The organism is Flavobacteriaceae bacterium, assembly GCA_003443635.1.
In the GTDB taxonomy this organism is placed as follows: domain Bacteria; phylum Bacteroidota; class Bacteroidia; order Flavobacteriales; family Flavobacteriaceae; genus AU392.
On record CP031964.1, the window covers coordinates 1,031,878 to 1,046,453 of the forward strand.

Below are 14,576 nucleotides of genomic sequence, written 5' to 3' on the forward strand. Positions count from 1 at the left end.
AAGAGTTTTGAAAGAAGCATATATAATAGATGGTGTTCGTACACCAATAGGGAATTACAAAGGTACTTTATCTGCTGTTCGTACAGACGATTTAGGGGCCATTGTTATAGAAGAAATTGTAAAACGAAATCCAAATATTCCAAAAGAAGCATATGATGATGTTATTTTAGGATGTGCTAATCAAGCAGGAGAAGATAATCGTAATGTAGCACGAATGTGTTCTCTTTTAGGAGGCTTGCCTTTCACAGTTCCAGGAGAAACTGTTAACCGCTTATGTAGCTCAGGTTTATCGGCAATCATTCATGCCAATCGAGCGATTAAATCAGGTGATGGAGATGTGTTTATTGCTGGAGGTGTAGAGAACATGACACGAGGGCCTTATGTAATTGCAAAACCTTCAACAGGGTTTGGAGGAGATTCAAAAATGTACGATTCTACTTTTGGATGGCGTTTTATCAATCCTAAAATGCAAAAGCTATATGGAACGGATGGAATGGGAAATACTGCTGAAAATTTAGTAGAAAAATATAACATTTCTAGAGAAGATCAAGATGCATTTGCTTATTGGAGTCAGATGAAAGCAGCTAAATCTCAGGAAAATGGGCGTTTAGCAAAAGAAATTGTAACAGTGGAGATTTCACAACGTAAAAAAGATCCAATTCAATTTTCAAAAGACGAGTTTGTAAAGCCAGCAACCTCATTAGAAGTTTTAGGAAAATTAAGAGCAGCATTTAAAAAAGAAGGCGGGAGTGTTACCGCAGGAAATTCTTCAGGATTGAATGATGGTGCTGCTGCGACGATAATTGCTTCAGAAGACGCTGTTAAAAAATATAATTTAAATCCAATTGCAAAAATTGTGAGCTCGGCAGTAGTAGGTGTAGAGCCAAGAATAATGGGAATAGGACCGGTACAAGCTTCTAATAAAGCATTGGAAAAAGCAGGATTGACTATGGATGATATTGATGTGATTGAACTTAATGAAGCATTTGCAGCTCAAGCTTTAGCATGTACACGTACTTGGGGGCTAGCAGATAACGACCCAAGATTAAACCCTAATGGAGGATCTATTGCTATTGGTCATCCACTTGGTGTAACAGGAGCTAGAATAGCTTACTCGGCGGCATTGGAATTACAAGAGCAAAATAAAAAATATGCTTTGATAACAATGTGTGTAGGAGTAGGACAAGGTTATGCGGCAGTAATAGAACGCGTATAATATGAAAATATTAATCATAGGAGGAAATGGGACTATTGGTAAGAAAGTAACTAAACGACTTTCTGAAAAACATGAAGTTTTAATTGCTGGTCGAAACTCTGGTGATGTAACTGTAGATTTTTCAGATTCAAATTCAATACGGTTAATGTTTGAAACTATTGGTAAAGTTGATGCTATTGTAGCAATTGCAGGAGATGCTAAATGGGATAAATTTAATAAGCTATCTGAAGACGATTTTTACATAGGGATTAAAAGTAAATTAATGGGACAAGTTAATGTGGTTCGAATAGGAAAAGAGTATTTAAGCAGTAATGGTTCAATAACATTGTCAACTGGAATTTTAGCAGATGATCCAGTAGATATGACAACAAGTGCAGCAATGGTAAATGGTGGTATTCATAGTTTTGTAAAAGCTGTCGCTTTAGAACTAGAAAATGGAATTCGAATTAATGCGGTTTGTTCAGATTTAGTAGAGGATGCTTATGAAAAATATAAAGATTATTTCCCTGGAAATACACCAGTACCAATGCATAAAATTGTTGATGGTTATATAAAATCTATTGAAGGAAAGACTACAGGAAGAATTATTAGAATAATGGCTTAATTATTATCTATTTAGATATGAAAAAAATACAACATTACGTTACAGGTGAATGGACAGAAGGAAAAGATGAAGGTACACCTGTTTTAGATGCAATTACTGGCGATGTGATTGCAAATACAGCTATTGAGGGGTTAGATATTCCAGAAATTTTAAATTACGGAAGAACTAAAGGAGGAGAAGTACTTCGTAAAATGACTTTTCAAGAACGAGGTAATATGCTTAAAAGCCTTGCTTTATACCTTAATAAACGCAAAGAAGCATTTTATGAGATTAGTTATCGTACAGGAGCTACTCGTATAGATAGTTGGATAGATATAGAAGGAGGCTTTGGTAACTTATTTGCTAATGCATCTTTAAGAAAGTTATTTCCTAATCAGCCATATCATGTAGAAGGAGACCCTATCGATTTATCACGTGGAGGACGCTTTATGGCACATCATATTATGGTACCTAAAAAAGGAGTGGCAGTACATATTAATGCGTTTAATTTCCCGGTTTGGGGAATGCTAGAAAAATGTGCAGTAAATTGGATGGCAGGAATGCCAGCTGTAGTCTTACCAGCACCATCTTCATCATATTTAGCAGAAGCTGTAGCCAGAGAAATTATAGCTTCAGGAATTTTACCAGAAGGCGCATTACAAATTATTAACGGAACTGTTCGCAACATATTAGATACTGTTGAATCTCAAGATGTAGTTACGTTTACAGGCTCAGCTTCTACTGGACGTATTTTAAAAGCACATCCAAGAATTATTCAAGAAGCAGTACCATTTACTATGGAAGCAGATTCCTTAAATGCTTCTATCTTAGGAGAAGATGCTGTTCCAGGAACTCCAGAATTCGATATATTTATTAAAGAAGTTCGTAAAGAAATGACCGTTAAGGCTGGTCAAAAATGTACAGCTATTCGTCGTATTATTGTTCCTGAAACTTTGGTAGAAGATGTACAAATTGCTTTAGGAAAAGCATTAGATAAAGTAACTATTGGTGATCCAAGACTTAAAGAAGTTAGAATGGGATCTTTAGTTAGTAAACAACAAGTTGAAGCCGTAAAAAATAGTGTTCAAGATCTGGCTAAAGAAGCACAAATTGTTTATGGTAATTTAGATAAAATTGATGCTATTGGAGCAGATGCTAAAAAAGGCGCATTTATAAGCCCTATTTTATTACGTGCAGATAATCCGTTAAATAATAGAGCAGTTCACGAACGTGAGGCATTTGGTCCAGTAAGTACTATTATGCCTTATAAAACAATTGATGAAGCAATTACTTTATCTCAAATGGGTAAAGGGTCTTTAGTATCTTCAATTACTACAAATAATGATACAATCGCAAAAGATTATGTAGTTAATGCTGCAAGTCATCACGGACGTATTTTAGTGCTAAATCGAGAGAGTGCAAAAGAAAGTACAGGGCACGGTTCACCATTACCGTATTTAACTCACGGAGGCCCAGGTCGTGCAGGAGGAGGAGAAGAAATGGGCGGAATGCGAGGTATAAAACATTATTTACAACGTACAGCTATTCAGGGATCACCGACAACCTTAACAGAAATCACAGGTATTTATCAAGCGAATAGTGCATATAAAGAAATAGATAAGCATCCGTTTGCATACCACTGGGAAGATATCCAGCCAGGGATGTCATTAAAAACGCATAAACGAACCATTACAGATGGAGATATTGTGAATTTTGCTAATTTAACATGGGATCATTTTTATGCACACACAGATATTACATCTTTAGATGGAAGTATTTTTGAAAAACGAACAGCACACGGATATTTTATTCTAGCAGCAGCAGCAGGATTATTTGTATATCCTAATAAAGGACCTGTAGCGGCAAATTATGGATTAGAGGAATGTCGTTTTTTACGCCCTATTTATCATAACGATACGGTTTACGTGAGATTAACATGTAAACAAAAAATAGATAGAGATGTTGCTAGTGCAGAACACCCTAGCGGAATTGTAAAGTGGTTTGTTGAAGTGTTTGATGTTGAAGATGAATTAGTTGCTGTGGCAACTATTTTAACTATGGTAGAGAAAAAGCAAACAGTATTTGTTGAAATGACGGATGCAAAAATTCAAGAATGCTTAAGTAAATTAACTGAAGATGTAAAACCAAAATGGGGAGTATTAACACCTCAGCATATGATTGAGCATTTAGAATTTACTTATAGAATTGCGTCAGGCGAAAATCAAGATTTTGAAATTGCAACTCCAGAAAAGATTTTAGAGAAAGTTAAAAACAGTTTGTATAACTATAACCCTTTCCCTCTGGAAAGTGAATTTCCATTACTTAAAAAAGGAGAGTTAGATAATTTGAAACACTCAAATTTAGCTACTGCAATTGAAAAACTTAATGAAGCTAGAGAAGCATATAAAGCATATTTTAAAGAACACCCAGAAGCTATTTTAAAAAATATTGTTTTTGGAGAATTAAATAAATATGAATGGTATCTGTTAGAAAGGAAACATTTAAATCATCATTTTGAACAGTTTAACCTGTTGGATTAGAAATAAAGCTGATGTTAAAGAATACCTCTGATAAAATATTAGATAGTACAGATAAAGTTCTTAATCAATTAAAAGAAGGGCTTTCTAAAATTGGTGATTTAGGGAAAGCTACCAAAGATAAGTTTACCAATTATGTAAAGGAAGTATTTGATATTTTACCCATATTAGAAGAGGCAGGCTTTGTAACTAATAGCTTAATAGTTGGAATTTCGATACCTCCATCAATAGAAATACATTTTAGTAAGTTCAAGGAGGTAGATGAAGATACTATTAAAAAGTTAAATAAAGAGTATAAGGATAAAAAGATGTTTAAATTGATTCTCAAATCACTTTTAATGTCTAATAATTTTCAATCTAAAATAGCTTCAGATAATTATGTTCCTAATGGAATATGCATTGAAATTTCAATACCACCAAAAGTGAGTATTAGATATTTAAATAAGAATCTTAAAAACGTAAATTTTATACATACAGAATTTGATTAAAATATGAGTGATCCATACGTAAAACAAACTATAGAAAATGAAGTAGGAACTATCGAGTTTTTTCACCCTGCTCATAACTCTTTACCAGGGAATATATTATCGAAATTAGCAGAAACAATTACTGAAGCTGGGAAAAATGATGCAATTAAAGTCATTGTTTTAAAGAGTGGAGGTGAGCGTACCTTTTGCGCAGGAGCAAGCTTTAAAGAACTAATTAGTATTGATGATGCAGAGACAGGGCGTGTGTTCTTTTCTGGATTTGCCAATGTAATTAATGCCATGCGTAAATGTCCAAAATTTATTATTGGACGAATCCAAGGAAAAACAGTTGGAGGAGGAGTTGGTTTAGCATCTGCAACAGATTATTGTATGGCAACCAAATTTGCTGCGATAAAATTAAGTGAATTAAATATTGGTATTGGCCCTTTTGTAGTTGGTCCGGCAGTAGAACGCAAATTAGGGTTAAGCGGAATGTCTCAAATTGCGATTGATGCAAACAGCTTTTATCCAGCAGAGTGGGCAAAACAAAAAGGATTGTTCACACAAGTATTTGATACTACTGAAGAATTAGATGAAGCAGTTAAAGCGTTTTCTGAAAATTTGTGTACATACAATACAGAAGCGATGAAAGAAATGAAAACCATTTTTTGGAATGGAACAGAACATTGGGATTCATTATTAATGGAGCGTGCAGAAATAAGTGGACGCTTAGTATTAAGTGACTTTACAAAAGAAAAATTAAAAGGATTTAAATAATAACATCATTCCGAACGGAGTGAAGGAATCTGTTTAATGAAATTGCCACGCTTTGCTCGCAATGACAAATTTATAAGAAAATGATTTACCAATTTAAAGGATATACACCAGTAGTTCACGAAACTAGTTTCGTACACCCTTTAGCGGCAGTAACAGGAAATGTTATTATTGGTGAAAATTGTTATATCGGCCCGGGAGCAGCTATTCGAGGTGACTGGGGGCAAATTATTTTAGAAGATGGAGTAAATGTACAAGAGAATTGTACAGTACATATGTTTCCAGGAAAATCTATAACTTTAAAAGAAAGTGCACATATAGGTCACGGAGCTATTATCCATGGAGCTAATATTGGTAAAAATGTATTAGTAGGAATGAACACGGTTATTATGGATGATGCAGAAATAGGAGATGAAAGTATTATAGGAGCTATGGCATTTGTAAAAGCAGAAACTAAAATTCCTAACCGAAGTTTAGTAGTTGGTAATCCAGCAAAAATAATTAAACAAGTTAGTGATGAGATGATCGGTTGGAAAACAAAAGGAACAGAACTGTATCAGCAATTACCGGCAGATTGTCATGAAAGTTTAAAAGCAGTTGAGCCATTACGAGAAGTACCAGAGCATATGAAATTACAAGAAGATGTTTATAAAACACTTCGTGATTTTATGAAGAAATAATTGTCATTTCGAACAAAGCGAAAGAATCTCATCAAAAGATAACTACGTGATTAATTCGTAACGATAAAATAATTAAATACTAACAAACATTAGTTAATATAATGTCGAAAGTAGAATTAAAAATGCCTAAAATGGGCGAGAGTATAACAGAAGGAACCATTATTAATTGGTTAATTAATGAAGGCGATACTTTTGAAGAAGGTGATATTATTTTAGAAGTTGCTACAGATAAGGTGGATAATGAAGTGCCTGCAACTGCTAATGGAACATTAATAAAAACGATGTTTCAAGCTAAAGATGTAGTTGCAGTAGGAGAAGTAATAGCTATTTTAGAAGTTTCTGAAGAAGCATCTTCAAAAGAGGAGAAAGCTGTCATTCAGAATGATAGCAATGAATCTAATCCTCAGAAAAGAGAAGTGAAAAAAGCAAAACAGCCATCATTACCAAATTCAACATCATTTTCAGTAAACAATACAAATACGTTCTTTTCACCATTAATTATTTCGATAGCAAAAGAGCATCATATCAGTTATGAAGAGCTTGCTCGTATACCAGCAACAGGTAACGAAGGGCGTTTGCGTAAGAGTGATGTATTTCAATATATAGAAGACGGGCGACCATTTAAGTTCGCACAACCCATTGCACAACCAGATCCCACAGCATATCGTATTCCACAATTGGATTTAGATAAAGGCACCGGTAAAATTGTAGAGATGGATCGTATGCGTCAGATGATTGCAGATCGTATGGTGTATTCAAAGCACACATCACCTCATGTTACAGCCTATGTAGAAGCCGATTTAACTAATATGGTTAATTGGAGAAACGCGAATAAAACCCCGTTTCAAGAAAAGCATGGAGAAAAGCTAACATTTACACCTTTATTTGTTGAAGCAGTAGCAAAAGCGATAAAAGACTTTCCGAATATTAATGCATCAGTAGATGGTAGTAATATTATTATAAAAGAAGATATTAATATTGGTATGGCTGCAGCATTACCAAGCGGAAACTTAATCGTTCCTGTAGTAAAAAATGCAGACTCTAAAAACCTAAAACAATTAGCTTCAGATGTTAACTCACTGTCATCAAAAGCAAGAGATAATAAGCTTAGTGGCGATGATATTAAAGGAAGCACTTTTACAATTTCTAATGTTGGAACGTTTGGAAGTTTAATGGGAACACCTATTATTAATCAGCCAGAAGTTGCCATTTTGGCCTTAGGAATTATTAAAAAACGTGCAGAGGTTATTGAAAAACCTGAAGGTGATACTATAGAGATTCGTAGTATGATGTATTTATCCTTATCATTTGATCACCGTATTGTTGATGGCTACTTAGGAGGAAGTTTTTTAAGAAGAGTTGCTGATTATTTAGAGCAATTTGATGTAAATAGAAATTATTAAAACTCCTGCGAAGACAAGATCTGTAGAATGAGATTGCTACGTTTCTAGATAATTATCGAGATGTCTCGCAATGACAAACAAATTATATTATGAGTTACAATATCAACATAACAAAAATAGAAACTTCTAAAGTTTCAGAATTAGATTTTAATAATATCCCTTTAGGAAAAACATTTACAGATCATATGTTTATCTGTGATTATGAAGATGGACAATGGGTAAATCCTCGTGTGGAACCATTAGAATTGATTCCTACGCATCCTGCAGCAATGGCTTTACATTACGGACAAGCTATTTTTGAAGGAATGAAAGCTACAATAGATACTAATGGAGTTCCAATGTTATTTCGCCCAGAGAAAAATGCAACTCGATTAAATTTAAGTGCAGCTCGTATGGGAATGCCTGATTTTCCTGAAGATTTATTTGTAGAAGGTTTAAAACAATTAGTCGCAATAGAAAAAGATTGGATCCCTCCAGCTGAAGGGAGCGCCCTATATTTAAGACCGTTTATGTATGCAGACGAACCATTTATTGGGATGAGAGCAGCTACTCATTATAAATTTATCATTATAGCATCTCCATCAAATCCGTTGTATAGTAATCGGATTAAATTATACGCAGAAACTAAATATATTAGAGCTGCAGAAGGAGGAACAGGTGAAGCTAAAGCAGCAGGTAATTATGCTGCTGCGATCCGTCCAACAGAGCTAGCAAAAGCTAAAGGTTATGATCAAGTGTTATGGTTAGATGCACATAACTTTAATTATATCCAAGAAGTTGGTACCATGAATATTTTCTTCAAAATTAATGGAGAAATTGTTACACCAAATTTAGATGGATCTATTTTACATGGTATTACACGTTTAAGTGTGATTGAGTTATTGAGAAGTAAAGATTTTAAGGTAACCGAACGACCAATTACTATTGAAGAGATTATTGAAGCCTCTAATAATGGAACATTAGAAGAAGCATTTGGAGCAGGTACTGCTGTGGGTATAGCGATGATTCAAGAGATTGGATATAAAGATTCTGTTATTCATGTCTCAGATGAAAGCCCAACAGCTCAAATGGTATTAGATACATTAGATGGTGTGCGTTCAGGGAAACTAGAAGATACATTAAATTGGATGGTTAAAATTAATAGTTAGAGAATTATCACCGTAAATAAAAACCTCTAAAAGAAAAGTTTGTCATTCCGCACTAGATGTGGAATCTATATAAATTGGAAGTAAATTAATAAGGCCCCCGTCTTTTCGGGCATTAATATGAATAAAAGTATTTTAGAAAAAGGATTTTCAAATCTTTGTACAGCAAAGGCATTAACCGAATTGTATGAAGCAAATTTTAAACAAGTTTCAAAATATGTACATGCGACGTCTCGTGGTCACGAAGCCATTCAAACAGCTTTAGGGTTACAGCTATTACCACAAGATTATGCATTTCCGTACTATCGTGACGACGCAATGCTATTGGCTTTTGGTATGCAACCTTATGATTTAATGTTGCAATTATTAGCAAAAAAGGAAGATCCCTTTTCTGCTGGGCGTACTTATTATTCACATCCAAGTTTAAAAGATATTGATAAACCTAAAATACCACACCAATCTTCAGCAACAGGAATGCAAGCCATACCTGCAACTGGAGTTGCGATGGGAATGCAATATCTTGAACAACAAGATTTAAAAAATGTAATTCTTGATGAAAGTCAAGTGCTTAAAGAAAACCCAATTACAGTATGTAGTTTAGGTGATGCTTCAGTCACAGAAGGAGAAATAGCAGAAGCATTTCAAATGGCAGCATTAAAGCAAATGCCAATACTATATTTAGTACAAGATAATGGTTGGGATATCTCCGCAAACGCAGCAGAAACAAGAGCTCAAAATGCATATGAATACGCGCAAGGGTTTCATGGCTTAGAAGCTATTTCTATCGATGGCGCAAATTTCACAGAAAGTTATCAAGCGCTAGAAAAAGTAATAGCTACTATTCGTAAAGAACGCCGTCCGTTTTTAGTACACGCTAAAACACCATTATTAAATCACCATACATCAGGGGTACGTATGGAATGGTATCGTGATGATTTAGAAGAAGCTCGTTCTCGTGATCCATACCCAGTATTAAAACAACAATTATTAGATGCTGGTTTTACAAAACAAGAAGTTGAAACCATAGAAGCTTCTGCAAAAGCAAGAGTACAATCCGATTTTGAAAAAGCATTACAAGCAGAAGATCCAACACCAGAAGATTTATTTACTCATGATTTTGCTCCAACACCAATTACTGAAGAAGTAGGTGAGCGTTTCCCAAAACGTGATGAGAAAGTGGTGATGGTAGATTGTGCCTTATTCGCTGTAGAAGAGTTAATGAAGAAACATAAAGAATGTTTGCTATATGGGCAAGATGTAGGAGGACGTTTAGGGGGTGTATTTCGTGAAGCTGCTACTTTAGCACAAAAATTTGGAGACAACCGTGTGTTTAATACGCCAATTCAAGAAGCATTTATTGTAGGGTCTACAGTGGGGATGTCTGCAGTTGGATTAAAACCAATAGTTGAGGTTCAGTTTGCAGATTATATTTGGCCAGGATTGAATCAATTATTTACTGAGGTAAGTCGTAGTTGTTATTTAACAAATGGAAAATGGCCAGTGTCAATGATTCTTCGTGTGCCTATTGGAGCTTATGGTAGTGGTGGCCCATATCATTCATCATCTGTAGAAAGTGTGATTACTAATATTCGAGGAATTAAAATAGCATACCCAAGTAATGGTGCTGATTTAAAAGGTTTGATGAAAGCTGCATACTACGATCCAAACCCTGTAGTTATTCTGGAGCATAAAGGGTTGTATTGGTCTAAAGTTCCTGGTACTAAAGGTGCAACATCAATTGAGCCAGCTGAAGATTATATTTTACCATTTGGAAAGGCTAATGTACTACAGGAGATCTGGAAGCAAGAAGATAAAGAAACATTAACTATTGTAAGTTATGGTATGGGAGTACATTGGGCGATGAATGCAACTAAAGGTATGCGTGAACAAGTTGAGGTCATTGATTTAAGAACATTATATCCTTTAGATGAAGATTCAATAATGAAATCAGTTAAGAAAACAGGAAAATGTTTAGTGGTTACAGAAGAACCTACTAATAATAGTTTTGCAAGAGCTTTATCAGGTAGAATTCAAGAAGAATGTTTTAAATATCTAGATGCACCGGTAATGACTATTGGTAGTGAAAATATGCCAGCAATCCCTTTAAATTCTACATTAGAGCAGACGATGATTCCATCTACTGAAAAGGTAAGAGTTAAGATTGAAGAGTTACTGAATTATTAATAATTCGGAATGAATTATCACAATAATAGCATAGAGTTAAAGGAAAATGGATATTCTATTTTGAGTAATTTATATACTTCAGATGAAGTTGAACAGATTTTGACTTGTATAGAAAAGATTGAAATTGAAAATGACTCATCTACAAAAACAAAAGATTTATTTGCAATCCGTCAGCTTGTAAAAAATGTTCCTGAATTAGGCGACTTACTTTTCAATAAGAAGTTAATTCAATTAATGTCTGATCTGTATGATTCTCATTATTTTCTAACCAAGTCTATTTATTTTGATAAACCTAGCACTTCAAATTGGTTTGTTGGGTATCATCAAGATTTAAGTATTTCAGTTGATAAGAAACTTGAATTAGAAGGTTATCATAATTGGACTTTTAAGAAAGGTTTATATGGGGTTCAACCACCAATCCAAATTTTAGAGGATACAATTATTGTTAGAATTCATTTAGATGATACAAATGAAAATAATGGCGCTCTAAGAGTTATTCCTAAATCACATCTTAATGGAGCTATTCGTTCCAAATCTGAACATTGGAATTTAGAAAATGAAAAAATTTGCAAGGTAAAAAAAGGTGGTATTATGCTAATGAAACCATTAACTCTACACGCATCTAATAGAACGACTAATGGTAAGAAAAGAAGAGTAATTCATTTAGAATTTAATAAACACAATCTTGCACAACCATTAAATTGGTTAGAAAAGCGTGAAGTTAATATTGCTTGATACTGTTTTAATCGCTAATTAGAATCATCATTTTTTATCTATTGGTTTTTGTATATTTAAAACCGTATAACCAATTACCTGATGATAAAATTCTTTAGAAAAATTAGACAAAAACTACTCTCTGAAAATAAATTCAGTAAGTATCTGATTTATGCAATCGGAGAAATTGTTCTTGTAGTTATTGGAATTTTGATTGCACTACAGGTTAATAACTGGAATGAATCGAGGGTTCAAAGACAAAAAGAAATTGTCATTTTATCAGAGCTAAAAAAAGAATTAGAAGATGACCTTGAAACAGAATTTATTCCTGCGATTGATTATTTAAAAGAAACGAATCAAACAACACTTAAACTGTGGAGGTATTATAATGAATATCATAATAATAACAGCAAAATAATTCCAAAAGATTCACTTAGGTATTACCTTAGCTCGACCACAAGTAAATGGTATTTTGTTTTAAATTTAGGAGCCTACGAGAGTCTAAAGTCAAGTGGGATTGATATCATCTCAAATGATTCACTTCGTTCCAAAATATCTACAATGTATAGCACGCATTATCCTGAAAATGAGCCTAAATCAAACGTGGTTAATAATTACATCGACAAAGAGATTAAACCAATTTTGCTAGATAACTTTCCATTATCATCAACAAATGAACATAATTTTTTAACTAACAGTCCAAAGTTTATAAATAGAGTTGCTGGAGTCATTAACGTAAGAAGAACCCTAATAGAAACGTTAAATAGGATGAAGCCTGAAATCGAGATACTCATACAAGAAATAAGTAAAGAAATAGATAGAATTAAGGAATAAAGTTAAGTTTTAATAAATAACAAAAACCAATACACTATGCTTACCAAAAAGCGCTATTCAGTTAAAGATATTGTATTATGGTCACGCTGGGAGATATTCGTCTATCTTCTTTACGCTGCTATAATTACAGTACTTTACAAAATCATCGGATTTACATTTTTAAACGTACCATGGACACCAGTAGCTTTAATAGGTACTGCGGTAGCGTTTATGGTTGGGTTTCAAAATAACTCAGCTTACGGACGTATTTGGGAAGCACGTAAAATATGGGGTGCTATTGTAAATACATCGCGTACTTGGGGAATGAAAGTTCAGGCGATGGTAAGCAATGAATATGCAAACGAACCCATTTCTGAAGAAGAACTACAACAACATAAAAGGACATTAATTTATCGACATATTGCTTGGATGACTGCATTACGTTATGCGATGCGTCAGCGAAAATCATGGGAAGCTTTTGATGAATCCCAAACCAATAGAGAGTGGTCTAATATGATTCATATTCCAGAAAAAGTATCTACTTTAGAAGACAATCTTTTGATGTATTTATCCAGAGAAGAAGAAGATTATGTATTGAGTAAAGGGAACAAGCAAACAGCAGTATTATATTTACAATCTAAACATATTAAAGAATTAAAGGAGAAAGGTATTATTTGGGAGTTTTCTTTTTTAGAACTTCAAAATGTTTTAGAAGAATTATTTACGCATCAAGGCAAATCAGAACGTATTAAAAACTTTCCTTACCCAAGGCAATACGCGAGCTTAGCATATTATTTAACTCGAATTTTTGTAATTTTATTACCTTTTGGAATTATCCCTGAGTTTGCAGAAATAGGAGAATCTATGATGGATAATTTTTTCAAAATAGGAGGAAATTTTATTTGGTTGAGCATACCATTTTGTGCCATTGTATCGTGGGCATTCCATATTATGGAACGTATGGCAAGAGTGGGTGAAAATCCATTTGAGGGAACTGCTAATGATGTTCCTATTTCTACAATAGCTAGAGGTATTGAAATTGATTTACGACAAATGCTAGATGAAGATTTAGAAGATATCCCTGAGCAATTCCCTGAAGAAAAAAGCGTACAAATGTAAATAGACATGATTAGGATTGTTGTTTCATGATTACTTGAAGGTTAAAACTACCTTAACATTTATTTAGTAATCAAAGATTTCCATTATATTTATAAGCTTTAAAAAATTCACAATAAATGAAACAACTAACGATCAATTTTTGTGCTGTATTAATTTTGATTTTTACAGTATCAAGTTGCAAACAATCTCAAAAAAGTACTACTGAAGAAAAACCTAAAAATGAAGTACTCGTTATGGGTATGATTCATAGCGGTCACCTTACTGATAGTGTATATACTACTGCTTATGTAGAAAAATTAATTAGAGAAATAAAGCCAGATTATATTTTAACTGAAATTCCGCCAGATCGTTTTGAAGCAGCGATAGAAGGGTTTAAAAGAGATGATAGTATTTCTGAACCACGTGTGATGCGTTTTCCAGAATATACAGATGTTGTGTTTCCATTAACGAAAGAAATGGACTTTGAAATTATACCAACGGCAGGATGGACACGACCTATGGCTTTAGAGCGTCAACAAAAGTTAAGAGCTATTAGTCAAGATACATCTAGAGCAGCAGATTGGGCAGCATATAGAGAAGGAAATCGACTTTCAGATTCACTATATCGAGCGACAAGGAAAGTAAATGACCCTTATTTTATTCATACTGATGAATATGATAGGATTCAAGATATAGGATTACAACCTTATAATAAATTATTTAATGTAGAACTTGGTCTTGGTGGCTGGGAAAATATCAATATTGCACATTATTGGAATATTGAAAAAGCATTAGAAAAACATCGTTATGAGGGTAAACGTATATTAATTACTTATGGTGCTGGTCACAAAGGTTGGTTTTTAAGACAATTGCGTAAACGTGATGATATTAAACTACTAGATATGAAACCGTTTTTAGACGCTATCCAATAAATTTTTAATTCGAGAACGAAGTGTTTACAC

Annotated in this window: 13 protein-coding genes; all 13 read left to right on the forward strand. The window is 33.8% G+C overall.

The genetic code is table 11. The annotated features are described in order from the left end of the window. Nucleotides 1-7 precede the first annotated feature (7 nt). The 13 genes from D1817_04510 (at nt 8) to D1817_04570 (ending at nt 14,546) form a co-directional block, all read left to right on the forward strand. On the forward strand, nt 8-1,216 hold the full coding sequence (locus tag D1817_04510; GenBank protein ID AXT19154.1) for an acetyl-CoA C-acyltransferase: 1,209 nt from the start codon (nt 8-10) through the stop codon (nt 1,214-1,216). A gap of 1 nt (nt 1,217) precedes the next feature. After that, complete coding sequence (locus tag D1817_04515) at nt 1,218-1,820, forward strand: short chain dehydrogenase (GenBank protein AXT19155.1); 603 nt, start codon at nt 1,218-1,220, stop codon at nt 1,818-1,820. A 17-nt stretch (nt 1,821-1,837) separates the two neighbouring features. Next, nucleotides 1,838-4,339, forward strand: a complete 2,502-nt coding sequence (gene paaZ, locus D1817_04520; GenBank protein ID AXT19156.1) for a phenylacetic acid degradation bifunctional protein PaaZ — start codon at nt 1,838-1,840, stop codon at nt 4,337-4,339. 11 nt (nt 4,340-4,350) lie between these two features. Then, nucleotides 4,351-4,824, forward strand: a complete 474-nt coding sequence (locus D1817_04525) for a hypothetical protein (protein ID AXT19157.1) — start codon at nt 4,351-4,353, stop codon at nt 4,822-4,824. Nucleotides 4,825-4,827: 3 nt separating this feature from the next. Further along, nucleotides 4,828-5,580, forward strand: a complete 753-nt coding sequence (locus D1817_04530; GenBank protein ID AXT19158.1) for an enoyl-CoA hydratase/isomerase family protein — start codon at nt 4,828-4,830, stop codon at nt 5,578-5,580. An 80-nt stretch (nt 5,581-5,660) separates the two neighbouring features. Further along, nucleotides 5,661-6,257 (forward strand): transferase hexapeptide repeat family protein, encoded by a 597-nt coding sequence (locus tag D1817_04535; GenBank protein AXT19159.1) that lies wholly within the window; start codon nt 5,661-5,663, stop codon nt 6,255-6,257. Nucleotides 6,258-6,358: 101 nt separating this feature from the next. After that, nucleotides 6,359-7,660 carry a 2-oxo acid dehydrogenase subunit E2 gene (locus D1817_04540; protein ID AXT19160.1) on the forward strand — a complete coding sequence of 434 codons (1,302 nt, stop codon included), beginning with the start codon at nt 6,359-6,361 and terminating at the stop codon, nt 7,658-7,660. 89 nt (nt 7,661-7,749) lie between these two features. Further along, on the forward strand, nt 7,750-8,808 hold the full coding sequence (locus tag D1817_04545) for a branched-chain amino acid aminotransferase (protein ID AXT19161.1): 1,059 nt from the start codon (nt 7,750-7,752) through the stop codon (nt 8,806-8,808). Between the two features lie 111 nt (nt 8,809-8,919). Next, nucleotides 8,920-10,989, forward strand: coding sequence for a tungsten formylmethanofuran dehydrogenase (locus D1817_04550; protein ID AXT19162.1), 2,070 nt, complete (start codon nt 8,920-8,922; stop codon nt 10,987-10,989). 9 nt (nt 10,990-10,998) lie between these two features. After that, entirely contained in the window at nt 10,999-11,724 is a 726-nt protein-coding gene (locus D1817_04555; protein AXT19163.1) for a phytanoyl-CoA dioxygenase, read from the forward strand. Between the two features lie 81 nt (nt 11,725-11,805). Next, nucleotides 11,806-12,537, forward strand: a complete 732-nt coding sequence (locus D1817_04560; protein ID AXT19164.1) for a hypothetical protein — start codon at nt 11,806-11,808, stop codon at nt 12,535-12,537. A 36-nt stretch (nt 12,538-12,573) separates the two neighbouring features. Beyond that, entirely contained in the window at nt 12,574-13,635 is a 1,062-nt protein-coding gene (locus D1817_04565; protein ID AXT19165.1) for a hypothetical protein, read from the forward strand. Nucleotides 13,636-13,751: 116 nt separating this feature from the next. Next, nucleotides 13,752-14,546 (forward strand): hypothetical protein, encoded by a 795-nt coding sequence (locus tag D1817_04570; GenBank protein ID AXT19166.1) that lies wholly within the window; start codon nt 13,752-13,754, stop codon nt 14,544-14,546. The last annotated feature ends 30 nt before the right edge of the window (nt 14,547-14,576 follow it).